Origin of the sequence: Pseudomonas sp. S5F11 (genome assembly GCF_019641515.1) — a bacterium.
Taxonomy (GTDB): Bacteria; Pseudomonadota; Gammaproteobacteria; order Pseudomonadales; family Pseudomonadaceae; genus Aquipseudomonas; species Aquipseudomonas rhodesiae.
This window is the reverse complement of the sequence record NZ_JAIFJZ010000001.1, coordinates 5,759,310-5,782,712: the sequence shown is the minus strand read 5'-3', so window position 1 is coordinate 5,782,712 and position 23,403 is coordinate 5,759,310. Positions and strand designations below refer to the sequence as shown.

Annotated in this window: 29 protein-coding genes and 1 pseudogene; 14 read left to right on the top strand and 16 right to left on the bottom strand. The window is 55.2% G+C overall.

The annotated features are described in order from the left end of the window. Positions 1-3 precede the first annotated feature (3 nt). Positions 4-855, bottom strand: a complete 852-nt coding sequence (locus tag K1567_RS26325) for a hypothetical protein (RefSeq protein WP_034099041.1) — start codon at positions 853-855, stop codon at positions 4-6. 219 nt (positions 856-1,074) lie between these two features. On the opposite strand from K1567_RS26325, the pseudogene K1567_RS27700 reads away from it, so the two are divergent. Then, positions 1,075-1,194: pseudogene (locus K1567_RS27700) on the top strand (IS5/IS1182 family transposase); the annotation flags it as partial. Between the two features lie 84 nt (positions 1,195-1,278). On the opposite strand, the gene K1567_RS26320 reads toward K1567_RS27700, so the two are convergent. Continuing rightward, complete coding sequence (locus tag K1567_RS26320; RefSeq protein ID WP_034099043.1) at positions 1,279-1,515, bottom strand: YdaS family helix-turn-helix protein; 237 nt, start codon at positions 1,513-1,515, stop codon at positions 1,279-1,281. A 98-nt stretch (positions 1,516-1,613) separates the two neighbouring features. On the opposite strand from K1567_RS26320, the gene K1567_RS26315 reads away from it, so the two are divergent. Beyond that, entirely contained in the window at positions 1,614-2,039 is a 426-nt protein-coding gene (locus tag K1567_RS26315) for a helix-turn-helix domain-containing protein (protein WP_005789662.1), read from the top strand. Between the two features lie 51 nt (positions 2,040-2,090). Here the strand turns inward: K1567_RS26315 and K1567_RS26310 are convergent, their stop codons facing one another. The 5 genes from K1567_RS26310 to K1567_RS26290 all read right to left on the bottom strand — a co-directional run bounded on the left by K1567_RS26310 (position 2,091) and on the right by K1567_RS26290 (position 4,212). Then, a complete protein-coding gene (locus tag K1567_RS26310) occupies positions 2,091-2,408 on the bottom strand; it encodes a DNA-binding transcriptional regulator (protein WP_034099046.1) in 318 nt (105 codons plus the stop codon). After that, positions 2,405-2,749 carry a toxin gene (locus K1567_RS26305; RefSeq protein WP_034099048.1) on the bottom strand — a complete coding sequence of 115 codons (345 nt, stop codon included), beginning with the start codon at positions 2,747-2,749 and terminating at the stop codon, positions 2,405-2,407. The genes K1567_RS26310 and K1567_RS26305 overlap by 4 nt, the downstream gene beginning before the upstream one ends. A 122-nt stretch (positions 2,750-2,871) precedes the next feature. Next, positions 2,872-3,675, bottom strand: coding sequence for a phage antirepressor KilAC domain-containing protein (locus tag K1567_RS26300; RefSeq protein WP_220698990.1), 804 nt, complete (start codon positions 3,673-3,675; stop codon positions 2,872-2,874). Between the two features lie 77 nt (positions 3,676-3,752). After that, a complete protein-coding gene (locus tag K1567_RS26295; RefSeq protein ID WP_236238667.1) occupies positions 3,753-3,983 on the bottom strand; it encodes a DUF3077 domain-containing protein in 231 nt (76 codons plus the stop codon). Between the two features lie 73 nt (positions 3,984-4,056). After that, positions 4,057-4,212, bottom strand: a complete 156-nt coding sequence (locus tag K1567_RS26290; protein WP_143506426.1) for an Arc family DNA-binding protein — start codon at positions 4,210-4,212, stop codon at positions 4,057-4,059. Positions 4,213-4,365: 153 nt separating this feature from the next. On the opposite strand from K1567_RS26290, the gene K1567_RS26285 reads away from it, so the two are divergent. After that, positions 4,366-4,797, top strand: a complete 432-nt coding sequence (locus K1567_RS26285) for a helix-turn-helix domain-containing protein (RefSeq protein ID WP_052202228.1) — start codon at positions 4,366-4,368, stop codon at positions 4,795-4,797. 488 nt (positions 4,798-5,285) lie between these two features. Here the strand turns inward: K1567_RS26285 and K1567_RS26280 are convergent, their stop codons facing one another. After that, positions 5,286-5,918 carry a hypothetical protein gene (locus tag K1567_RS26280; protein WP_220698989.1) on the bottom strand — a complete coding sequence of 211 codons (633 nt, stop codon included), beginning with the start codon at positions 5,916-5,918 and terminating at the stop codon, positions 5,286-5,288. A gap of 200 nt (positions 5,919-6,118) precedes the next feature. Between K1567_RS26280 and K1567_RS26275 the strand changes: the two genes are divergently transcribed. The 3 genes from K1567_RS26275 (at position 6,119) to K1567_RS26265 (ending at position 7,262) form a co-directional block, all read left to right on the top strand. Beyond that, the gene (locus K1567_RS26275) at positions 6,119-6,592 is read left to right on the top strand and encodes a hypothetical protein (RefSeq protein ID WP_034114380.1); all 474 of its coding nucleotides are present in this window, start codon (positions 6,119-6,121) and stop codon (positions 6,590-6,592) included. 105 nt (positions 6,593-6,697) lie between these two features. Next, entirely contained in the window at positions 6,698-6,985 is a 288-nt protein-coding gene (locus tag K1567_RS26270) for a type II toxin-antitoxin system Phd/YefM family antitoxin (protein WP_034099056.1), read from the top strand. Further along, a complete protein-coding gene (locus K1567_RS26265) occupies positions 6,975-7,262 on the top strand; it encodes a type II toxin-antitoxin system RelE/ParE family toxin (RefSeq protein ID WP_034099058.1) in 288 nt (95 codons plus the stop codon). Before K1567_RS26270 ends, K1567_RS26265 begins: the two co-directional genes overlap by 11 nt. Positions 7,263-7,301: 39 nt before the next feature. On the opposite strand, the gene K1567_RS26260 is transcribed toward K1567_RS26265, so the two are convergent. The 3 genes from K1567_RS26260 to K1567_RS26250 form a co-directional block, all read right to left on the bottom strand. After that, positions 7,302-8,066: a KilA-N domain-containing protein gene (locus tag K1567_RS26260; protein WP_034099060.1), complete on the bottom strand. Its 765-nt coding sequence runs from the start codon at positions 8,064-8,066 to the stop codon at positions 7,302-7,304. A gap of 112 nt (positions 8,067-8,178) precedes the next feature. Then, positions 8,179-8,397 (bottom strand): hypothetical protein, encoded by a 219-nt coding sequence (locus K1567_RS26255; protein WP_034099062.1) that lies wholly within the window; start codon positions 8,395-8,397, stop codon positions 8,179-8,181. Between the two features lie 22 nt (positions 8,398-8,419). Then, the gene (locus K1567_RS26250; protein ID WP_034114377.1) at positions 8,420-8,728 is read right to left on the bottom strand and encodes a hypothetical protein; all 309 of its coding nucleotides are present in this window, start codon (positions 8,726-8,728) and stop codon (positions 8,420-8,422) included. 1,114 nt (positions 8,729-9,842) lie between these two features. On the opposite strand from K1567_RS26250, the gene K1567_RS26245 reads away from it, so the two are divergent. From K1567_RS26245 to K1567_RS26235, 3 genes are all read left to right on the top strand, one after another. Further along, a complete protein-coding gene (locus K1567_RS26245; protein ID WP_169903935.1) occupies positions 9,843-10,076 on the top strand; it encodes an Arc family DNA-binding protein in 234 nt (77 codons plus the stop codon). A 151-nt stretch (positions 10,077-10,227) separates the two neighbouring features. After that, positions 10,228-10,575 (top strand): hypothetical protein, encoded by a 348-nt coding sequence (locus tag K1567_RS26240; protein WP_034099069.1) that lies wholly within the window; start codon positions 10,228-10,230, stop codon positions 10,573-10,575. Positions 10,576-10,854: 279 nt separating this feature from the next. Beyond that, the gene (locus K1567_RS26235) at positions 10,855-12,051 is read left to right on the top strand and encodes a tyrosine-type recombinase/integrase (protein WP_034099070.1); all 1,197 of its coding nucleotides are present in this window, start codon (positions 10,855-10,857) and stop codon (positions 12,049-12,051) included. A gap of 368 nt (positions 12,052-12,419) precedes the next feature. On the opposite strand, the gene K1567_RS26230 is transcribed toward K1567_RS26235, so the two are convergent. Then, the gene (locus tag K1567_RS26230) at positions 12,420-13,529 is read right to left on the bottom strand and encodes an MFS transporter (RefSeq protein WP_034099071.1); all 1,110 of its coding nucleotides are present in this window, start codon (positions 13,527-13,529) and stop codon (positions 12,420-12,422) included. A gap of 145 nt (positions 13,530-13,674) precedes the next feature. Continuing rightward, a complete protein-coding gene (locus tag K1567_RS26225; RefSeq protein ID WP_034099072.1) occupies positions 13,675-14,598 on the bottom strand; it encodes a LysR substrate-binding domain-containing protein in 924 nt (307 codons plus the stop codon). Positions 14,599-15,103: 505 nt separating this feature from the next. Between K1567_RS26225 and K1567_RS26220 the strand changes: the two genes are divergently transcribed. Further along, entirely contained in the window at positions 15,104-16,480 is a 1,377-nt protein-coding gene (locus K1567_RS26220; RefSeq protein WP_034099074.1) for an MFS family transporter, read from the top strand. Between the two features lie 62 nt (positions 16,481-16,542). Here the strand turns inward: K1567_RS26220 and K1567_RS26215 are convergent, their stop codons facing one another. From K1567_RS26215 to K1567_RS26205, 3 genes are all read right to left on the bottom strand, one after another. Continuing rightward, complete coding sequence (locus K1567_RS26215; RefSeq protein ID WP_034114375.1) at positions 16,543-17,997, bottom strand: sodium:alanine symporter family protein; 1,455 nt, start codon at positions 17,995-17,997, stop codon at positions 16,543-16,545. 166 nt (positions 17,998-18,163) lie between these two features. Further along, entirely contained in the window at positions 18,164-18,982 is an 819-nt protein-coding gene (locus tag K1567_RS26210) for an alpha/beta fold hydrolase (RefSeq protein ID WP_034114374.1), read from the bottom strand. Positions 18,983-19,141: 159 nt separating this feature from the next. Next, on the bottom strand, positions 19,142-20,035 hold the full coding sequence (locus K1567_RS26205) for a LysR family transcriptional regulator (protein ID WP_034099080.1): 894 nt from the start codon (positions 20,033-20,035) through the stop codon (positions 19,142-19,144). 105 nt (positions 20,036-20,140) lie between these two features. Here K1567_RS26205 and K1567_RS26200 point away from each other — a divergent pair, with 105 nt between their 5' ends. From K1567_RS26200 to K1567_RS26185, 4 genes are read left to right on the top strand one after another with little or no spacing between them, the layout of a single operon-like run. Beyond that, entirely contained in the window at positions 20,141-20,806 is a 666-nt protein-coding gene (locus K1567_RS26200; RefSeq protein WP_034099082.1) for an RraA family protein, read from the top strand. Then, on the top strand, positions 20,806-21,468 hold the full coding sequence (locus tag K1567_RS26195) for an RraA family protein (RefSeq protein ID WP_034099083.1): 663 nt from the start codon (positions 20,806-20,808) through the stop codon (positions 21,466-21,468). The genes K1567_RS26200 and K1567_RS26195 overlap by 1 nt, the downstream gene beginning before the upstream one ends. After that, a complete protein-coding gene (locus K1567_RS26190; protein WP_034099085.1) occupies positions 21,468-22,106 on the top strand; it encodes an RraA family protein in 639 nt (212 codons plus the stop codon). The genes K1567_RS26195 and K1567_RS26190 overlap by 1 nt, the downstream gene beginning before the upstream one ends. Further along, positions 22,103-23,317: a pyridoxal phosphate-dependent aminotransferase gene (locus tag K1567_RS26185; RefSeq protein WP_099312049.1), complete on the top strand. Its 1,215-nt coding sequence runs from the start codon at positions 22,103-22,105 to the stop codon at positions 23,315-23,317. Before K1567_RS26190 ends, K1567_RS26185 begins: the two co-directional genes overlap by 4 nt. Positions 23,318-23,403 lie beyond the last annotated feature (86 nt).

The window sequence follows — 23,403 nt, the reverse complement described above, 5'->3', positions numbered from 1 at the left end:
TCATCAGTCCCTTGTCGTTGTCGACATCAAATAGGTTTCCTGCTCTAGCGCTTTTCGGCTGTCTCGCATAAGTCCGATCAGCTCATTGGTTTCCTTGGATAGACCAATAAACTCAAGGAGATTTTGTCTCGTTTGCTGATTGAGTGAGTATTTGGAAGCGGTTAACCGGTGAGCGATATCATCAGGGTACACAAACACTACCCGGTGCCCGTCTGGCAACCCTTTGAGAAGGGTTCGGTACATTATCAGCCCGCCTAAGTCGACATCAAAAAGGCAGTACAGCCTCTGATATTGGCTGAGGAATGGCATGTTCAGCCTGTTGGTGATCTGATTACCGGCGCTGAAGATGACGTCGAAATTTTCACTTTGCTCAGCTACGCCACAGTCGGCCAGGATGTCGACGGTCTGTTTGAGAGCTAGGAAGTTCTCGAGATTTTCCACCAGCAATGCCGCTGGTTGGAGAGTGTTAGGTGCTTCCCATCCATCCTTGCTCAGAAGAACCACGCTTGGATGAGGATGGAGCACGCTTCGTGTTATCAAAAGCGAGCTGCTTACTGCTGCTGCGTGGCTATTTCCATCGAAAGCAGCACCAATACGACCCGCAAATTCTGATAGAGCGTGTTCACGAATCAGCTCCGCAAAGCGATCCTCACGCAGGACGGCCACCTGATAGCTGCTCTTTCCAATTTTCGACGCTGAAAACGTATCGAACAGATAGCCAGCACCCTTGCCATGCTTCTTCAATTCCTTAGCGAAAGCCTCAAAATTGATCGGCTGACCAGAGCTGATTGAGTTCAGATAGGTGTAGATCCTCGACATTGCATCCCTTGCGCTCTGCGAAACAAGTGAAACCATAAGCTCTCTTGGCCGTAGCATATATCGATTGTCGCGGCTAAGCGTATTCAACGAATACACTGCAGTCTTTTCGCTTGCTGGGCCTGCCTGGCGGTTTCTTCGCCCACGATACAGAGAAAACGGGCTCTAGGTTCTGTACGAAATCCCCAGAAACCAATTTGAATTCCATAGCCGTTGAGATTCAGTAAAGTCCCCAACCATCAAAGGCAGGAGCCCACGATGGCCAAACGGTACGAACTCCCCGACGCAGCCTGGGATTTGGTTGCGGATATCTTCGACGAACCACGTCACAGCGGGTGCCCGCGAACAGATGATCGCTTGATGCTCAACGGCGTACTCTAGGTGCTTTGCTCGGGCGCCGCTTGGCACGTTCAGCTCAGGGCGAAGATATGCGCCCCCAATCAGGGCTTCTATTAATCGGGATTAAAGATTTGGCTCTTGGCCTGAATTGCGCAGATAGGCCCAGTCGACATCGGGCCGGAGCTCTTCACAGGTAACCGCCCTGCTCGACTCCCGCTCAAGATTGATGGCGAGGCCTGGGCCCGCCCGGCGAAAGCCATGGGCGATCTGTTTAAGGTTCCCGGCACTGGTGCCGCTGCGCTTGGCCAACGACTCCATCGAAGGTGTGTCGAGGGACCGGATGAGTTCGAGTAGCGTCATGTATGCCTACGAAAGAAGCCCAGATTACATTTTGCTAATCTCAATAGCAATAGCATTTTATAATTTACTGTTTGCTAATGCAGGGACACTATTCGCCTATGGATATCAAAACTCTTCGGGTCGACGCGCTGCGGCGTGTAATCGGCCCACTCAGCCAGAAAGACTTCGCCGACCAGCACGATCTGGACGCTTCGTATTTGTCACAGATCCTCAATGGGCACCGCTCTCTGGGCGAGAAGGCGGCGCTCAACCTCGAGAAGAAAATCGGACTCACGCCTGGTGTGCTGGTCAACCCGAACGGGCACGGGCCGGCATTGATCGAGGGTGAGTACACTCGTCAGGATGTGGTGCGAGAAGCGGCATCTGCTTACCAGGCCCTTCAGGACAAGGCCACGCCGCGAGCAGTTGCGGTTATCGAGAAACTCGCCAGGGCCGCGGCGAAGGGAAGACTCAAGGAGTCGGACTTAGTTCTGCTTGAGGGCATAGCTGCCCTGCTTGAGAAGGCCAACGCTGAAAAGCCTTGAGCTAGATGCAGAAAGCCCGGCGCTTGGCCGGGCTTCAAGGTAATCATCAATTCAAACGGCGTTGAGTCGCTCAACCATGTCAGGGAAGCGCTGAACCAACTTAATCAGCAGCGCCGCCTGGGCATTTGGCTTGGACTTCGATTGCTCCCAGTTCTTCAGCGTGTCGGGGCTCGTCCTGATTTGCCGGGCGAACACTGGCTGCGACATGTGAAGATTCTCACGGATGGAAACGATCTCAGCAGCCGTCACCTCTGGAGGTGCAAGAGCCTCCACTTCGTACTGTCGAAGTGTGATCTTCCCCTGCCGGTGCTCGCCCATCTCGTTTACGCCTTGCATCAGCTCAGCAAACAGATCGCGCTTCTTTTTCATTTCCCACCTCGTTTTTTCAGCTCTGCATCTATAGCGGCCTTCAATGCCTTCTCCTGAGCAGCAGTCAGGTTCGCCATCTCATCCTTGTCATAAATCGAAAACATCCAGAACTGGCCGTCATTGAGCAGCCAGTAATAAATCACACGAAGACCACCACGCTTGCCCTTCCCGCGGCGAGTGTCCTGCCAGCGAAGCTTTCTGAAGCCACCGGTACGTGGCATTACATCACCGGCTTCAGGATTCGCCTGCATTTCCGTCTGGAGCTGCCGATATTCATCGTCAGTCAGATAGTCACCTACCGTGGCGGTGAAGCTTGTCGTTTCAAAGAAGACTGTTTTCATTAGGCACAAGTATACGCAAGTTGCTTACATTTAAAAAGCGTAGCCGCTCTGCCAAGTCGCTGCCACGCCATTGAGGATTACTGAGGCTCTGACGAAAAGCCCGGCACTGGGCCGGGCTCTACTTATTGCTGCGCTAACAAATCAGCGTCTCGCTCCCGCCACAGAGCTTCTAACTTCGTCAGCCCCTTCCCGGTAATCAACGTTGAGAATGTCGGGATCGTCCCCTGAATGGGATGCTCGAAGGTGCCCAGCTTCACATCCAGCAGACCGGCCTCGATCTTCGCCTGATACGGTTCGTTCGATCGAGTGATCCACCCCTTTTGCCGCATGAAATGCAGTAATCTGGTACGGCCCGTACCAATGAGCTTTGCAGCCTGGGCGGCGTTGTACGTCTTATGCGACACAACGACCATGTCGTGAAAGGCCACCTTTGGCGCGTCCTGCTCCACCTTCACTTCCAGCTCGTGGTTCTCTTTCGAGAGCTCCGTGTTGTCAGCTTCCAGGGCGACGACCTTGCGGACGTTGTCAGTCAACAATGCGAGCAGCACCTTGGGGTCATTCAGGCTGGCAATGTCGAAGGCTGGCTTGATCGTTTGCTCTTCCAATTTCTGCCAGCGATCAACCAGGCGTGCCGTAAACTCAGGGCTAAGCTGGGCCACGATGACGTAACTGTCGCGCTTGCTCACATAATAAACCGATTCTGTGCGCGGACGGCCCAGTGCGTCGTTGAACTGTTCATCCCCCATTGGGGGGCGGACGATGACGCTACGCTCAGCCAGTCTTTCAATGGACTGCTTCACCTTGTCGTGACGGGAACCCACCAGTTCTGAAATTTGGCGAGACGACATCCGCGCCACGTTTTGCGTTTGCGGAAAACGTGGCGCATCTTCAGAACGCTTCTCTGCTTGAATCGATATCGTATTCATCGTGTTTTCTCCAAGCCTTCGGCGACGGAGTCGATAGCAGCTTTAGCAGACTCGACTGCCATATGTAACAACCGTGCTTAGCTTGGGGTGACGATGAGCTCGGACATACCTGCGTCTTCTAAAGCCTTTTTCACGCTATGAAGAGTGCAAGATGCCTGATTCAAAGCATCAACAGCGGGAACGCCTGGACGGACGCCATACAAATCTTGCTCTTCAATGTTGCAGCGCGCGAACGAAAGCGCCACGGTCACAGGTCCCTTGAAGGTGCCAGCATTGAGTTTTTCGTTTACTTCGGTATGCTTATTCATGACGTTTTTCCTAGAAGATTGACGTTATCCAAACCTCAGCGCTGGCCGGCGCTGAGGTTTTTTTATGGATCCCCTACCCACGGTCCACCTCCTGCTCCAACGATTTCCTCAATCGATAGACGATCTTCCTGCTCATGCTACGGTCATTTTCCTTGGCTTTAGCAGCTAGAGCACTTCTCATCAGGATCTCTAGTCGAATCCCAACGACCTTGGTTTCTTCTGTTTTCATTGCTTCCTCCATCGAGATGTCACATAAAGCACCTTGTTGTGTTTGTTGTGTTTGTTGCGTTTGTTGCTTTAGTCAACATTTTTGTTGTCTTTGTTGCGTCGTGCCACTCACCGCGTAATTTCACTTCAACGAATTAGCCATAAATTGACAAAGATGAACGAGAGCTTCGGAAAGCGCCTGGCTCGCCTCAGAGCAGAGAAAGCGATGACTCAACGTGATCTTGCTTCTAAGGCGGGAATTTCTTGGTCGCAGATATCCAGATACGAATCGGACTTGGCCCAACCTCGTCTCAAAGTCCTGATGAAGCTGGCGGAGGCGCTTGACGTTCATAAGGACGACCTCAAGCCGCCCGGCAAAAAAGAAATTACGCTCAGTTTGTCTGACGAAATGATCTCCAAAATTGAAGAGTTTGCTGAAACCAAGAAAATAGCCTTCGATCAGGCGGTTCAGTTGATAGTTATAATGGGCATGAAGATGAAGCTCGATCAGGACCCGTCGCTTGTGGAAGAGCTTGAAGCCGAAATACCTGGCGCGTACGAGAGCCTTCTGAAGGGCATCAGTAATAATGGCGCCTACAAGCGATAACGTTTGAAAAATGAAAAATCCCTCCAGCTTTTGGTGATGGAAGTGCATTTTTGGCCCCGTGATTAATCAACGAGGTATAGCTTGATTCAAAAGTTATACACAGGCCAGCACCTTTCCTACACTAATAGGTCACCCATTCAGCAATGCCGGACAGCCTGATAAGACAAAAGCTAGAAAAATAAAGGCCCATGAATGGGTAGCCTATTATTTTGACCTGATTGCACCGCTTCCCTTCCCGCGCCAGCCAATCACGGCTGCCAGACGCTTTATACGCAAACCAGACTTCTTCATAGAACCGACATCAGGCTCCCCTCGAGATTTCAGCCATTCGAGAACAAGACTCTGAGCCCCTCTCCCCCCAGGACCAGACGGATCGCGAGTTCCATTATCAGTAACCGCTTGCCAGCACTGGAAAGCCTCGTACAGCCCTTTCGGGTGAAGCGGATTTTCAGGGTTGAAGCAATTCAAAAACACATCGAGCTCCGCGCTCAACGCTCAATCTGCGCATCCTTTTCTTGAATTTTTCTATCCTTGGCTCGGAGCTCGTTATAAAGATTTCGGCTATCATCGGCTGAAGCTTTCTCCTTAGCCTTGAGCTCGACAATTAATGACTCAGCCTCGGCAAGGCGGTTTTCAGCCTCCAGTACAGCAAGCCGATCTTCGGGAGAGCGCACGATTACCGGGTCACTATCGAGCTGAGCTAGCCCACCAGGGGGTTGATGACTTCGCGCCTGACGCTCCTGTCCTTTTGGCGCACTTGTATAATTTGGAATTAACTCGCCACCCAGCGAGCGAGCTTTCTTTTCAGCGTCGCTCACTTGCCGATCGAACCACTCCCGATTGACCATGACCTTATTTGAATCAATCGGCCCCTGTGGAGTTTCAAACAACACTGGTACATACCTACCGGTCGCACTTCTAAAATATTCAGACAACTTAGAATAAGTAACCGGAATATTTAAAACAGCGTTTTTGGTACCTTTTATGTAAATAGTTTCGGGATTAAACTCTGCATCAGGCTGAACAATTGAAGACAATCGTTCTGCAATAGATACAAGCAGAGAGGGATTTCGGCCTTTGATATTAGAGCAGGATACATCCAGCGAAATGTATTCTTGCATCAATGCCCCCTCCCTTATCGAAAACCAAGCTCGAAGCCAGACACTGTCTATCCAACCAGCAATGGCACTCAGTCTAACCAGCCCGTTAGCAAAATGTAATAGCCCAAGGGCGCATCTCGGGAACACACTCTTGGCCAGCTACGTGTAGGCGTAGGTCCTCGCCAATCAACGTCGAACATCACTCGTCAGGGATGAAAAAAATGGGTTTATTCACAAAATGGAAGCTATCTCGCTACCTCCGCATTCAAGAAAGCGAGATTTCGTCGTTCACCGCTCAGCTGAGCCAGATGGACAGCGCCGAAATAGGCGTGGTGGTAGCGCTGACCACCGATACTAGAAATCGACTGGAGGATGCAGGTTTTCTCCTGAGCGATCCGATCGTGGCTTATACAATTAACCCTGAGACCCCTTCAGCTCTCAGCGGGATGATCAAAACCCTCCAGGCCGAAGGACGCCTTCAAGAAGCAGCAGCAGTCATGGTTTGGCTGCATACATCGCGAGTCGGCGCCCGATTAGAACTGAGACCTTTGGCCAGGCAGATGTGGGGGCAGCTCGAGAGAGGCTTTCCACATGCCGAAGATGCATCGATGTCGCTCATGAGAGTGTTTTTTCGGCCAATCAGAATTGACGGGTACGATCAGTTTCCAAAAGGCCTGTCACCGGATCCTCTATGACATCCATCGCTATAGAACAGCCCCTCTGACTCGATACTGCGCTGTTTGAGCTTGCCACGCCAGTCTAAAAAGACCAGAATAAAGACCAATATAGGAGTCTTATATATGCAAAATATTCTGGCTGATGTGGCCGTCAGCGTATCTGAACTCAAGAAGAACCCCTCCTCCGTCTTGAGCGGCGCCAACGGCATGCCTGTGGCTGTGCTGAACCACAACCGCGTTATGGGCTACATGGTTCCAGCAAACGTCTACGAGGCGATGGTTGAGCGCCTGGACGAACTGGAGCTGGTCCAACTAGTCAAGGCTCGGCTCGATGCTAAAGAAACACCTGTTCGGGTATCTCTGGACGATCTGATTGGCGAGACAGAGGCAGATATCGCCAATGGCCGCTGAGTACGAGGTTGAGTGGGATCCGAAGGCACTGAAGGAGTTGCGTAAACTCGACGGAACAATACGCCTCCAGTTTCTGAAAAAGCTCCAGGAGCGGCAGTCCGGCCCGCGAGTGCCAGGCGATGCGCTTCATGGCATGAAGGACTGCTACAAGATCAAATTGCGCGGCGCCGGCTACCGACTTGTGTACCGCGTTGAGGATGAGCGAATTGTCATCCTGGTGCTGGCTGTCGGCAAACGCGAGCGAAGCTCTGTGTATGAGCAGGCGGGGAAGCGGTAGGCAGAGATAAGAAGCCCGGCGCTGGGCCGGGCTTGATCTCTAACGCGGTGCTGGCAGGGCAAGTAGGCGCTCAAGGTGCGGAATGGCCTTCAGGTCTTTACCTGAAAAATACGCGACGGATTTCTGCGGGAGCCAAACGGTGTGAAAATGATTTCTAAAGTCCGCAAGGACTTCGTTGGGATACAGCTTGGGGTAAACGATGCGGCCATCTTCAAACTCATGGCGGTACTTTGGCAGTGCGTCCGTGTCAATTCCTTTGACATCCCTTAACCATTTGCAAAACATTTTACCTTCTGAGATGTCTGGCAGCAGGTTGTCTGGCAGCGTGTAACCGGTGTCCTCCATTGGACCTATCAAAACCAATGCCATTTCATTGAGCATAGAGAAATGGGTGTAAGGGACTTGGCTGCGGTTAGCCATGTATCTGCGGAGATGATAGGGAATGCCGTTGCCTTGAGGCTTTGCGCCACCACCGCCCAACCACTCCCTAACCCACTGCGACACTGCAACAGCGAATCTCGGCGAGCACCATTGCCCTAAATTTATAGCTACGTCTGGATGGACCCAAGTGCCACGGTTTTCGTTCGACCCATTGGTTACTGTGTGAATCAGCCGGTCACCGGGAATTCCCGTTGACCTCGTTAGCTCATTCAGAAAATCGCCAGTCGCCTTTAAACGCGAGTAATCGTAGAAGTTTTTCCCTGATGCGTTGCACATTGCCGTTGCATTAACGTAGCCATCAAGTGCTCGCTGATGAATAAGCGCGCCCTCTACCTGTCTCGGTATTAGTTCAAGTTGAGCCATCCTTGCCACCCCTCATTCTCTAAAGATGCCCTACGGGCGGTAAAATTCTTTGCGCTTACATACTCATCCTTGTCAGGTCATCACGCGCCGCACGATCCTTCCCGCCTTCACCTCATGCGCCCACGCCATAAAAGTGGTTCAGCGCTATCAGCTCAACCACCGCCACGAAAACGCAGAGCACAACAAAACCAGGGCTGAATACCCGCTTGCGGCCTGATGAGCCCCAGCTAAGACCAGCTGCGTCGGAATAGCCGGGGATCAACATTAGGAAGGCCAGCGCAGCCAAGACCCCAACCTTGCTCCATAAGCTCTGCTCTCGCCATTCAGTCATTGGCTGATCCTGGGCAGCAGCATCAGGAAAACCGGCCATACCCAGGACACTTCATGGCTCTGAGGCGATTTCTAAGAACTTGAGTCTCGGTATATTCCGAATCCGAGGCGCCCATCTTGGACCGCAGTGCGTATTGCACGAAATCCTCAGCCTGCTGGCGATCTGCGGCTAGCTTGAAGGTACGGCATTGCTCTAGACGCTCAGCTTCCGTCACAGGCATCGGTAATGCGTCGATCTGTTTTTCGTACTCAGTTTTTTCTTTTGGCGTGCTGTAGCAGCCGGCGAAAAGAAGCGGCGCAGCTATTAGAGCGGCTATCCGTAAGGCATTCATCACTACATTCCCTTGCGCATACGAGCTTTGCTCAGCTCGCGGTAGTTCGATTTAGGTTGTCGCGCCCGACCAGGTGTCTATTCGGGCTTGTTTCGATTTATTTGCCCCGCCTTCACCTCATCGGCATAACTCACCAGCCTGTCAGTTTTCTCATATAGCGTACCCACCAGTCCCATCAGGGCTATGGCGTCAGCATCGCTGAGTTTTTCTGAGAGCTTACCCATCAAGGTTTGAGGCGATCGCCTTCAGGTCGCGGCGTAGCTGCTGGCTAGGTTTGGAGAGAGCCATGACTAAATATCCAAGTAGACTTATTGGGCCATTATTTCCTGATAGCGCTTCTGATATTCATCGTAAGGCAGGTTCTGTTCTGTGAGTTTCTGAAGTTGGATCTGCTTGTACTGACTCTTGGTCATAGGGCCAGGTGTCGGTTGCACGGGCGCCGCGGAGTAGTTTGATGGTGCCCCTCCTCCGACCTTCGAGCCACTACGGGCATAGCTGCTCACAGTCCCGTCAGGAGCAATGGTCACCGTAGTGCTCTCTACCTCCGTGCCGATACCTGCGAAACCGACATAGGCATAGCCCCAGCCCAAAACCTGCGATCCGTCAGAATTCTGGGTGACTGCTGTAGGCGGGCCGAGAAGGGCAATCACTTCTTTGCTGGTGGCTTTGCCTTTAATCAGGCTATCGATCTGGGCTGTTCGATTTTGGTGCCACTACTAGCGCAGCCGGAGAGGAGCGCCGCCATTGAGAGGCAAAGAAGCATCTTTTTCATAAAGTCCCTTTCTGTCTTGAGGCCAGCAAACTTAAGCCCTAGCTGGTGCTGCCAACCAGTCGTAATGAGGCGAATCTAACACCATTATTTAGCCACTACGAGTTGAAAGCTTTCTCCCCGAGAAAAATTAGCAAACGTCAAATCGCAAGAACAATTTGCTAATTTACAGCCACTCCTTCGCCACCTCATGGCGAAACAAGAGCACCTCAATTTTTTGCGAAAGCCAACAACGCGGCGGGCCCTTGCTCGCCCTGGAGAAAGTGAATGTCACCACGCCGAAATCAGGCGAATAACCCCACTCATTCAGCTCCCAATACGTAGGGGGCTCGCCAGGAGATCATCATGACCACCAACCAATACGATTCTCGCACCGCAGACAAGCTTGTGGTGCGACTGCCTAACGGCCTGCGCGCGGACATTGAAGCGGCTGCGAGCGCCGCGGACCGCAGCATGAACAGCGTATTCGTCCAGGCCGTGCGCCAGTATCTGGACGGACAGAATCGCCAATCCTTGCTGCTAGACGCTCTGACAAATGCCGGCGCCCCGCTCCCACCGGCTGTGAGTTCTAGCTTATGAGCCGCCGCAACGGACAACAGGGCGAGCGCCTGATCGAGCTGCTCAACGCCATGCAGCGTCGAGAAACCACCCCAGATCTATGCCATGTCCGCATCGTGCGGTATCGACGCTCGCAGGGTGCTGGCAGACCACTTTCAAGGTGGTGAACTCCATGGCTAAGACAGTACTGCGGGTGCGCCTCGATGGCGTCGCGTTCTACATGAACACCGAGACCTCTTCACCCGGTACCGGACACCGAAACAGGTTTCGCTTGTTCAAGACAGAAAACTACGGGCGCGACAAATCCGGCTGGATTCAGGTGGGCTCGACGGCTGGCCAGGAGTTATTGGCAATTGAAGATGAAAGCACCTTGCTGAAGGCGTGTGAAAAGCTATTCGCCAGCAAAAAGCCCCACCGCTACGACCTACATGGAGCGATACGCGGCAAATCCGGCAAGTGGGAGGGCGAAGCCTTTCCCATCAGGAAGTCAGTGCAAACAACGTCCTCCATCGACCAGTGATGACTCCATGGCCAAGTCAACTGCATTACCCACCAAAGAGACCGCGCCTCGCTTCCTCAGAGCGTCAACTGCCCCCTCGTACCTGGGCATGTGCCGGGAAGAATTTAACAAGACCGTTCGACCTAACGTCCGCGAATTCCCCATTGGGAAACAGGGCGTTGGCTTCGACCGGCTCGAATTGGATCAGTGGGCAGATTCCTGGGCTGAGTCCATGGCAATTGAAAAGCAAGCCAATGAGGACAACAATCTGCCCCGCAGTGGGCGCCAAGGAGCAAAACAATGGCGCGAAAAACGATGTCGGGCCTCTACCAGAGGAACGGGATTTGGCACATCGACAAAGTCGTCCGAGGTAGCCGACTTCAGGAAAGCACTGGAGCAAGCGAAAGGGAAGAAGCCGAGCAGTACCTGATTCATCGGCTGGAAAAGCTACGACAGGAAAAGATCTACGGCGTGCGCCAGGTGCGAACCTGGCGTGAGGCCGCTACCCGATTCCTGGTTGAGTTCAAAGACCAAGCATCGATCGGCCTTTCCGCATCCCACATCGAACAGCTTGACCCGTATATCGGTGATCTACCGATCACACACATCGATGACGGGACCTTGGCCCCATTCATCCGCGACAGGCAGCAGCCAAGCAAGACGGACAAAGGCAAGGTCAAGCCTGGCGTATCGAACAGGACGGTCAACATTGCTTTGCAACGTGTCGTTCGAATCTTGAACCTGTGCCACAGGAAGTGGCGAGACGCAGAGAAGCGGCCGTGGCTGGATAGCGTGCCGATGACCTCAATGCTGGAGGAGGCGAAGTCGAGCAGGAAGCCCTACCCGATGTCCTGGGCTGAGCAGTCGATGCTGTTCTCGGAGATTCCGGATCACCTGTTGAGGATGTCACTCTACAAGGTGAACACCGGGTGCCGGGAGCAGGAAGTCTGCAAACTTCAGTGGGATTGGGAGGTTAGGGTTCCGGAGTTGGGAGCAAGCGTGTTCCTGATCCCCGCTGATTTTGGCGGGAGAAGCGAAAAGTCAGGCGTGAAGAACGGCGACGAGCGACTAGTGGTGCTGAATAAGGTGGCGATGTCGGTCATCGACGGTCAGCGCGGCCTGCACTCGAAGTACGTATTCCCATACGGACAGCCGGACGAACGCGGTCCGACTCCGATGCACCGGATGAATGACACGGCGTGGAAGAAGGCCAGGGTGAGAGCGGCGACGAGGTGGGAGTTGGAACAAAAGTCGCCGGCACACCCTGGGTTCAGATCAATCCGGGTTCACGACCTCAAGCACACCTTTGGGAGAAGGCTGCGTGCCGCAGGGGTGACACTGGAAGATCGGAAGGCGCTCCTGGGGCACAAGAATGGCAGCGTTACCAGCCACTATTCTACCGCAGAGCTTGAGCAGTTGATCGCAGAGGCAAACAAAGTGTCAGCGACGGATTCACGCGGGCCGGCACTGACAATCTTGAGGAGGAAAACGGGATGAACCCCCGCAAAAGTCCCTACGCATGAAAAAGCCGAACTGGTTAGAGTTCGGCTAAGTCATTGATAAATATGGTCGGGACGGAGTGATTCGAACACTCGACCCCTAGCCCCCCATCTCCTTTTTCATACTTCTTGAAAGACTCCAAAATTTTACTCTGGATTTCTCCAAGCTAGTGTTTACTTGAGTTCCAGAGGTGTTCTGCTCTACGAGAGTCCAGGAACGTCCATCAAGAGTCGCCGTTTTTGTGGGGGGAAAAGTAGGGGTAACTCATTTTATGGCCAAAAAATCACCATCAAAGAACTTGAATCGCTGATCTCTGAAGATGCCAGCCGAATCCTTAGGGAAGATGACAATCAGCGCTGTTCTTTTCATACCAGTCGAATGAGCAGCAAGACCAAGAGCACGTTCAATACAGCCAGCACACTCAGTCCCGCAAGCACACCGCCAGCGCCCCAGGTCTGCAACAGGTAACCGCCTGCAAGGGGGGTCAAGGCTTGTCCTATGAGCGAAGGCCGAGCCATGCGTCCCATCAGCAAAACATAATGGGTGGGCGACATGAGGGCCAATGGCAGAAGTCCTCGAACGATCGCCCGCAAACCATTACCCGCGCCATAGATCACCAACCCCAGGGCAGTCATTGCCGGTGCGATGGTCACAAACAGCAGACCAATTGCCACGAATATAACGGAGATCAACGTCGTCCAGATTGGGTGTCGCTTACGCGAAAACACCTGTAGAACACGTGATCCTACCTGGCTCGGCCCCAGCAATGCGCTCAGTCCGACGGCGGCTGCAAGCGAGTAACCCTGCCCCTGCAACAATGAAATCAGCTGGACCGACATCGCCGTCATGATCACTGCACCCAAAGCAAAAATCAGCGTAAGCAACAAGTAGATCCGCCGGTCGATTGAGAAACTTTCGCCACCCACTGCCTGACTTTTTATGAGTGGTCCCGTGCCCCGTGCCAGCACCCAGAAATAAAGCGGTGCCACGACAATGACCAATAACACTCCATAAGCCACGCACGTCGTGCGCCAACCAACGTGTTCGATGACCAACGCAACCGCGGGCCATGACAGTGTTGTAGCAAACCCGGACACAAGCGTGATGCCCGTAATCGCACTGCCCGCTCGCTCCCCATAGAGAGAACCTAAAGCGGCGAATAGCGCTTCATACAACCCCAGCGCCATACCGACACCTATTACAGCCCAAGACAAAAAAAACATCGGCAACGAGGTCGAACTGGCCATCAGAAACAACCCGATGGCGACGCCCAGACCGCTACTGGCCAGAATAGGGCGACCGCCGTACTGGCCAATAAGCTGGCTGGTCAACGGCGCCAGCAACGCGGAAACCAGAATGCTCAGAGACAGTGCGCCATACACCCATTGGCTGGCCCAGCCGGTTTCTTTCATGATCGGATCGGCCATGACGGCCATCAGGAAGAACGAGCCTCCCCAGACCAGAACCTGCAGCATCCCCAAAATAAAAATGCCGAATACGCCAGGCAGTCGCGTTTGTTGATTCAAGACGATGTCATCAGTGGTGAGAAAGGCGGATAGCGTGACTAGCTGAGCAATTACGTTTAAACGAACGATTCACCTAGCCAACGAATCCATTGGCTCAAAGCATGTGCCCAGCCCAAATCTTACGATTGACCAGGTCGGCAGCAATTTCGATGAAGGCATCCCCGACGAATTTGGCAGCCGGACTGACACGCCTGTCGGCAGGAAAAACCTGAACAAGTTTGCGCATGGGAATGGGGTCAATCAAGGGAGCGGCACTGAGCACGCCAGCTTCGATTTGGGCGTAAATCGATGCCAAAGGCAAAGCGGTCAAACCGAACCCATTGCAGACCAAGGCAATCATCGCGCCAAAGGAATCCGCTTCGACACTGGTCTTGAGCTTGATCCCGACTTCACGCGCACAATCATCCAGAATCACGCGAAGGCTATGCCGAGCACTTGGCAACACCAATAGCTGCTCTGCCAAAGACTCGAACGACACCGGTGTATCAAGACGCAGGTTGGCGCTGGCGGGGCCGACCAGCAGCAGATTTTCCATCATCACCGGCACGATACGCAGCGTATGCAGGGGTTGGGGATCGTAAGAAATCGCCAGTTCCAATTCGCCACGCTGAACCCAATCCAGCAGATAGCCGCTGAAGGCCGAGGAAAACCTGACGGCAAGATTCGGATGCGCCTCTTTGATTTTGCGCACTAGAGGAACGGTGACGATTTCCGCTACCGTCGGCGTCGTACCGATGACGACCGTTCCCCGAAAAGAGGTCTTTCCGCCCACCACAGAACTTCGAATGGACTCCATTTCTTCCATGATTCGAGTGGCATGCGCCAAGACTTCACGGCCGGCATCGGTAATTTCCATGCCTCGTCCATGCCGATCAAAAAGGTAGGCCCCGAGTTCCTTTTCCAACAGACGAATTTGCCTACTCAGTGCCGGTTGTGCGATGTGAAGCCGGTCGGAGGCCTTGCTGAGACTGCCAAGCTCGGCCACATGAATTAGGGTCTTGAGTTGAACGACATCCATTACCTGGCCAGTCAAAGTCGGGCTCGGCGCGAAATGCGTCGAAAGTAGTATGAGTGTAAACGCATTAGCGTTCCTTGGAATGCCACAGGGCCCGCGCCGCAGGGGGCCTTGCGACTTTCGAGCCGGCTGTATCCCCCAGCCCGCACGGGTTGCAAGGCAAGCTATAAAATTTCGGTATATCAGTTAGGCCTGGCTGACGGCTTATTACCCTCGTCACTCTGCGGTAGCGTGCAATCAACGTCGACGCCAAGAGCGCTCGACTGACTACAAGAATAAGATTCGAGGGCTTACGTCATGATTTACTGCATTTCTCGTTACCTGACCGACCCGCCTTACACAGTCAGCAAGCAGCTGACCTCTCATATACATCCCCCCTCTTCATGTGCCTTGGTCGTCAAAGGATCACTGCAACTGCGTTAAGCCCATCAACCCATCGAGCTTGCAACGTCGGACACGCATCAGCGTGCGCCTCGTATCGTCTCGCCTTGAAAAAAGGGTGAACAGAATGTCTGCATCAACCAGCGACTCAACACTCCACACTGAAAAGTCCGATCAGATAAAAAGTCCGAATCGCGTCAGAGCCATCATGGGTGCCTGCTCGGGCAATTTGGTGGAGTGGTACGACTTTTTCATTTACGCCTATACCGCCATCTATTTTGCGAGCTCGTTTTTCCCCAAAGGCGACACCACCAGTCAGTTGCTCGCAACCGCCGGCGTCTTCGCCGTCGGCTTTTTCATGCGGCCTCTCGGCGGCTGGATTTTCGGCTGGATTGCCGACACTCGCGGCCGCAAGGTCTCGATGATTATCTCGGTTTTTATGATGTGCGCCGGCTCCCTGCTGATTGCCGTCATGCCGACCTATGAAACCATTGGTGTGGCGGCGCCAGTTTTGCTTGTCGTCGCGAGGTTGATTCAAGGGCTGTCAGTCGGCGCGGAGTACGGCACCGGTGCCACCTACATCAGTGAGATCGCTACACCTGGGCGTCGCTGTTTCTATGGCTCGTTCCAGTACTTCACCATCATTGCCGGTCAGCTCATGGCATTGATGACTGTGGTCATTCTCCAGCAAACCCTCACCGGCGAAGAATTGCGCGAATGGGGCTGGAGGATTCCGTTCTTCATCGGTGCCCTGAGCTCAATCGTGGTGGTGTATCTGCGCCGCGCCATGCATGAAACCGCCACCAAGAAAGACATGAGCCGCAAAGACGCCGGCTCGCTACGCGGCATGTTCAAGCACAAACGGGCGGTCGCGCTGGTGGTAGCGTTTACCATCGGTGGTTCTTTGTACTTCTACACCTTCACCACCTATATGCAGAAGTTCCTGGTGATCTCAGCCGGTTTCAGCCCGGAAACGGTTAGTTTCATCATGACCGCGGCCCTGGTCGGTTTCATGTTCTGCCAGCCACTGTTCGGCTTGCTGGCGGACCGTATCGGGATCAAGGCGCACATGCTGATGTTTTCCGGGTTGGCGATGCTGTTGGTGATTCCCCTGCTCTATTCACTGCAATCGGTCAGCAGCCCGTTTACGGCGTTCCTGCTGGTGTTTGGTGGCCTGGCCATTGCGTCGCTCTACACCCCGATTGCCGGGATCGTCAAAGCTGAACTGTTCCCACCTGCGGTACGCGCATTGGGCGTAGGCTTTCCGTATGCCATCGGCAATGCGGCATTCGGCGGCACCGCCGAATACGTCGCCTTGTCGCTCCGGTCCCAAGGCATTGAGGAATATTTCTTCTTCTATGTCGCGGCCGTCGTGACCATCACTTTCATCGCCGCGATGCTGATGCCGAATCTTTCGCGCTATGGATACATCAGCGGTTCCGGTGAGATCGAAGAGCGCACCGGTTTGAAGGGTTGCGCAAAGTCACACGCTGCGAGCGTTTGAAGCACTGACGATTACAGCAGGTATTTGAAAAGGGCCCATGAGATCCATGGGCCCTTTTTGCATCACTGGGTAGCAGATGCAGGTGCAACTTGAGTGACAGTTTCGGCGAGGACGTTGGCCGCGTGCTCCCGGTTCGGCCATGCATGCAAATCAAGATCAAGATCCTTGAACTGACTTGAATCGAAGACAGGCGTTTTGATGCCGGCTTTGCGTTGCTGGTCATAGTCGCGCAGCAAGCGCATGCCGACATTGAACAACAGCGCCAGGGCGATCAGATTCACGAAGGCCAGCAGCGTCATGGTGATATCGGCAAAAGCGAACACAGTGCCCAGATTTTGTACGGCCCCCCAAAGGATCAGCAGCAGCACCAAACCACGATAGACAATGACTGCAGCGCGCTTGTCGCCCAGCAGAAAGCGCAGGTTATTCTCGCCCAGGTAGTAGTTGTAGAGGATCGACGTGAAGACAAACAGCGCCAACGCCACGCTGATGAAGGTGCGTCCCCAATCTCCGACCACTGCCGCCAACGCGTTCTGAGTCAGCACCAGGCCATCGCCTTCAAAACTAGCCGTGTAAAAGCCTGACAGCAGAATCAGCAGCGCCGTACAGGTACAGATCACAAAGGTATCGAGAAAAACGCTGAAGGCCTGAACCACCCCTTGAGCCGCCGGGTGATCCACTTTCGCCACCGCGGCTACGTTGGGAGCACTCCCCAGTCCCGCCTCGTTGGCAAACACCCCACGTTTGACGCCCATGACAATGGCACTGCCGACCAGGCCGGCAAACGCCTGATCCAGGCCGAAAGCACTTTTGAAGATGGTCATCAGCATTCCGGGAACATGATCAAACTGGAGCACGATCACATAAACGGTCACGCCAATGTAAGCCAGCGTTTTGACCGGCACCAGCAGGTCCGAGACCGCGGCGATGCGCTTGATGCCGCCCATGAACACCAGGCCAAGCAATATGGCAATCGTAATTCCGGAGTAGGTCGTAGAGAAACCGAACGCATTATTCAGCGAGTGAGTCACGGCATGGGATTGCAGTCCGTTGAAGGCGAAACCAAAGGTCACCAATAGCAGTAACGCCATGACCTTGCCCAGCCAGGGTTGTTTCAGTCCGTACTGGATGTAATACGACGGCCCGCCGCGGAACTGTCCGTTAGCATCACACCGTTTGTACAACTGCCCCAGGCTGCACTCAAAGAAGCTGGTGGACATGCCCACCAGCGCGGTAACCCACATCCAGAACACCGCGCCCGGGCCGCCCAACGTTACCGCCAACCCGACACCGGCGATATTGCCCGCACCTACGCGCCCCGCCAGGCTAAGCATCAATGCCTGGAATGAGCTGATCTGCCCGGCACTCTTTTGCACGCTATCGCGGAAGGCGCCGAACATATGCAGAAAATGGCGGAACTGGACAAAGCGTGAACGCACCGTGAAGTAGCCGCCCAGGCCTACGATGAGCACGATCAGAAGCTTGCCGGAGAGAAAATCATTAATGACATCAAGCATGGGTCGAACCTCTTGTTTTTATAGGTACACGGATTTCAGGCACGCACGCGCCTGCACAAGTCGCCGCCCGAAGGCAGGAGAAGTGACTGAATCAGCTTTTGAATTTCAACTTCGTGGCCTGGCCAGGCTCCCGCGAATGATCAGGAAGCCCTCAGGACGACCGGGTTTACCCGGTAAGGCTGCTCACCTGGAAATCGGCGATCTGTTGCCACATCGCGATGGGGTTGGAATACATCGGGAAATGCCCGCAATCAGGAATGGGGGCCAGCCGGACACCTTCGGCCTGGATATGCGGCAGATAGGACAGTGACGCGTTCTGCTCGCCGTACATGAACATTCGTGGGCATTTCAAGCCGAGGAATTTGCTCATCAGATCGGCATTATCGGAAAGATCTACCATCGACTGGAATATCCCCCGCACCGCACCGGCACGCACCTTGTGCCGCAAGCTCGCGGAATAGAGTGCACTGGCATAGGCAGGGGCGTGTCGGGCACGTTCGATGAAGGCGGCGAAAAACACCTCGGGATCGTTGCTCGGATAGTCGATGATCTGCCGGCTGAGGAAGCAGTCTTCCGGGGCGATATTGCCCTCGATATCGACGAAACTGAGCACCCGGTCCGGGAACTGATGCGCCAGCATCAATGCGGTCAGACCGCCCATGGAATGGCCGACCAGATGGAAGCGTTCGATGCCGAAATGTGCCAGCACCTGCAGCGCTGTCTGCAGCACAAAGGGAATGGAAATCCTGGAAAGATCATCGCACTGGCTTTCACCACAACCCGGTGCGTCGTAAGCCACGAAAGGGTGACCGGCGAACGCGGGCTGCTGCACGATGTCGGCATAGTCCTCCTTGGTCGAACCAAAACCATGCAGGAACACGATCGGCGCAAGGACGCCGTCGCGATGGATGGCGGCCACGTTCAGTTGGACACCCTCCACCGTCAGAGGGAGTTGCACATGAGTGAACGTTTGTGGAGAAGACACGTTGTTGACTCCTTGAACGAAAAGGTAGCGCCGAACTTGGGTTGCCGGCAGCCAGACTCGCAATTTCAAGGGAATCGAGCCTTCTGTAAATTCCTAATACGGGAAGGCTTTCATACGCCAAACCTATCACTCCTGTTCACGCACAGGGCCTTGCTCGACTCACACACGGGACTGGAGTCGGGTGACCAGCTCCTGCACCAGCGGATTGGGCCGATCTGCATTCCAGGCCACCGCTGTGGTCACGACATTGAGCTTCTGGATCAGTGCTCGAAATACCACATTGTCCGGTGCCAGTTTTTTCAGCGACGCTGGTACCAGTGCGATACCCTGGCCGCAGCTGACAAAGGCAATTTGCGAGGCGACCGAGCGCACTTCATGCAGCACGCGCGGGGAAAAACCGCTGGCGCGGCAAGTCGCAATCAGATTGTCGAAGTAGACCGGACTAACCTTTCGGGAAAACATCACCAAGGGTTCAGTGGCCAGGCTGGCCAGGCTGATTCGCGTGCGCGCCGCCAAGGGGTGATCGCTGGGCAGGGCCACAACCAGGCGGTCCTGAGTCAGCGGCAGTGATTTGATCGAGGCCCCCAGATCACCGTCCAGCCGGGCGAAGGCCAGGTCGATGTCTCCGGCTTCCAGCGCCGGCACCGCTTCGACGCTGTCGATCTCCCGTACAGACACGGTGAGGTGCGGGTAATCGCTCTTCAGTTGCTCGATCAAACCCGGCAAGACATCAAACATGGCCGTAGAAATCGCGCCGATGGTCAATATCCCCGACTGCCCCGCCACCGCCTCCTCCACGGCGAGCTCCAGCCGTTCCAATTGGTCGGCGAACTTGCGCACGGCCGGCAGAATCGCCGCTCCCACCGGGGTCAGCTTCGCACCGCGTCGCGAGCGATCAAACAGCTTGACCTTGAGCGCCTGCTCCAACACTTGGATCTGCTCGCTCAGCGGTGGCTGGGACATGCCCAAACGCTTGGCCGCACGGCCGAAGTTCTGTTCTTCGGCCACCGCCAGGAACAACCAGAGATGACGAATCAGTCGAAAATTGATCATGATTAATCCATAGGTTTAACGTATCTAACGCATCTGTGATTAGTAATATACCTATCAAATTGTCTCGCTAACACTGGGCGCCTCCGTCACCACTGAGGCTTTCCCATGATCAATAAGAGTTTGCTGGATCGCTTGGCGGCGCTGGATACCAACACGGTTTCCGATGCGCTCGACTTCATCGGCCTGCCGGGTGCCACTGTTGGGCTGCGCCCACTGTGGAACTGCCCAAAGATTGTCGGCCGCGCCAGCACCGTGCTGCTGGCTCCTAAATCCGACAACGTCCCCACTGTGCACCTGATTACCCCCGTGGTGGAACAGATCGACAGCGATGATCGTGTGCTGGTGATTGCAGGTGGAATCGAAGGCATCTCCTGCTGGGGCGATATCCTCGCCAATGCAGCGGCCAGCAAGAAAGTGCGCGGCACGGTAATCGACGGTTTCAGCCGCGACATCGACGGCAGCGAGTCGATTGGCTACCCGGTTTATGGCCGCGGGGTGACCATGATCAGTGCCCGCAATCGGGTGGTGCAGATCGATGCCGCCGTAACCATCAACGTGGCCGGCGTCGACGTCAGCGAGAACGACTATGTCATCGCCGATACCTGCGGCACCGTATTCGTGCCCTCAGCCTATATCGAGAAAGTGCTCGACCTTGGCGAGCGTATCGCCCGCCGCCAGGACGGCATGGTCGAGGCTGTCCGCAGCGGTCGCTCGGTCGCCGAAGTGATGCATGACACCCAATTCGAAGCGATCCACACGGAGCACGCCTGATGAATATCGAAGACAAAGAACTGGTCGCCTTGTTTGAAGGCCTGGACACCCCGGGTGTTTCCGATGCGCTGGACAAACTCGGCCTGCCCGGCCAATGCCTCGGTGTGGCGCCACTGGACAACTACAGCAAGGTTATCGTCGGCCCGGCGTTTACCGTGCAGTACGTCTCGGCCAGCGTACCTCCGGGTACCGTTGGCGATTTCATCGAAGACGTCGCGCCCGGCGATGTGGTGGTCATCGACAACGGCGGCCGCACTGATTGCACCGTCTGGGGCGACATCATGACCCAGTACGCCGGTACTCGGCAGATCGCTGCCACAGTCATCGACGGTGTTTGCCGTGACGTGAACAAAGCACTGGGCGATGGCTACCCGATCTTCAGCAAGGGCCGCTTCATGCGCACCGGCAAAGACCGCGTACAGGTTCAGTCGGTCAACCAGCCGGTGTCCATCGGTGCCGCCCGGGTCTGTGCCCGCGACATCGTAGTCGCCGACGCCAACGGTGTGGTCGTCGTCCCCCGGGCTCGTGCAGCTGAAGTGGCAGCGTGTGCCCGTCAGATCGAATCGGTCGAAGCCGACATTCGCGCCCTGATCGCTCAGGGCAAAACCCTTAAAGAAGCCCGCGCCGCACTGGGCTACCACAGCCTGCAGAGGAAAGTTTGATGACCATACTCCCCCTCCCCCTGGATTCTTACGCACGGGCAAAAGTGCTGGGCAGTTCGACGCTGTATGAAGCGTCCCACCTGCCTTGCGCGGTCGACAGCGCGATCCGCCCGATCTGGGACGGTGCCTTTATCTCCGCTCCCGCTTACCCTCTGGAATGCTCGCCCGGCGACAACCTCGCCCTGCACCTGGCGATGGAACGTGTGCCCCGTGGCAGCGTGCTGGTCGTAGGCACGGGCAGCTTCATCGCCGGTTATTGGGGCGAAGTGCTGACCGTGGCGGCCGAAGCGGCTGGCGTGGTCGGGCTGGTGATCGATGGTGGCGTACGCGATATTGCGGCCCTGAAGAAACGCCAGTTCCCGGTGTTCGCCCGCGGCATCTCGCTGAAAGGCACAGTCAAAGCCAGTGCGCTTTCGGTGGGGCAGCCGTTCAATTTCAATGGTGCTTTCGTGACACAGGGCGACTGGGTGGTGGCCGACGATGATGGTGTGATCATCATTCCCAAGGCGGATGCCGCACGCACCTTGGCAGAAGGTGAAGCGCGGGCGGACAAGGAAGCGCAGATGATGCAGGCGTTGACCGAGGGCCGCTCGACCCTGGAACTGATGAACCTGACTGAGTGGAGAACTCGCGCATGAGCGCCGATATCCAACGTCTGAATCAGCGTCTTGCCAATGCGCAGCCGTCCGCGACTTACCGAATCATGGATCGGGTGGCAGAGCGCCGGGCGCAAGGCGCGAAAATTATTTCGCTGTGTGCCGGCGAGCCGGATTTCGATACGCCCAAGCATGTGCGTGAAGCGGCCATTCATGCCATTGAACACGGCCACACCCGCTACACCCAGGTCGCCGGTGTACGTTCACTGCGAGAAGCAGTGGCCGCCAAGTTCCGTCGTGAGAACGGTCTGGACGTAGCCTGGCAAGACACCCTTGTCTGCAACGGTGGCAAACAGGTGATCTACAACGCCTTGGCCGCGACCCTCAATGAGGGTGACGAAGTTATCGTGCCGGCGCCGTACTGGGTCAGTTACCCGGAGATGGTTCAATTGTGTGGCGGTGAAGCCCGAATCGTTACTTGCGACGCCGACACTGGCTTCAAGCTGACGCCCTCGGCGCTGGCCGCCGCGATCACACCGCAGACCCGCTGGTTGATCCTCAATTCGCCGTCCAACCCGACCGGCGCGGTGTATAGCCGGGAAGAACTGCACGCCTTGGCTGAGGTGTTGTTGGCTCACCCTCACGTGCTGATTCTGGCCGATGACATCTACGAGCATCTGATTTTTGATGATCAAGCGTTCTACACCCTGGCCCAGGTTGAACCACGACTGGCACCTCGCACCCTGACCATGAACGGTGTGTCCAAGGCCTATGCTATGACCGGCTGGCGAATCGGTTTCGCCACAGGGCCGCGCTGGTTGCTGGAAGCCATGGAAAAACTGCAAGGTCAGCAAACCTCTGGCGCCAGCTCTGTGTCGCAACAGGCTGCGCTCGCGGCACTGGAAGGTCCCAAGGATTTCATCCGTGAAAGCCGGGTGGCATTCCAGAGTCGTCGCGATTTGATGGTGGCGCTGCTGAACGACACCCCAGGCCTTGAATGCGTCAGTCCAGCCGGGGCGTTCTACGCGTTCGCGTCCTGTGCCGGATTGATCGGGCGTACCTCAGCGGGTGGCCGGGTACTGCACACCGACGAAGATGTCGCGCATGCACTGCTCGACGAAGCGGATGTGGCCGTAGTGCATGGTAGCGCTTTTGGTCTTGGCCCTTACATTCGCATCGCCTACGCCCTGGATGAGGCTTCATTGCGCCAGGCCTGCGAGGCGATCCGTACCTTCTGCACCTCACTACGTTAATCATTTCCCTTCCCATAATGCGTGGCTATCGCCGTTGCCCGGCAGGCCACGCATTCACCCCACCTGCTATACAAAATGGGCATATC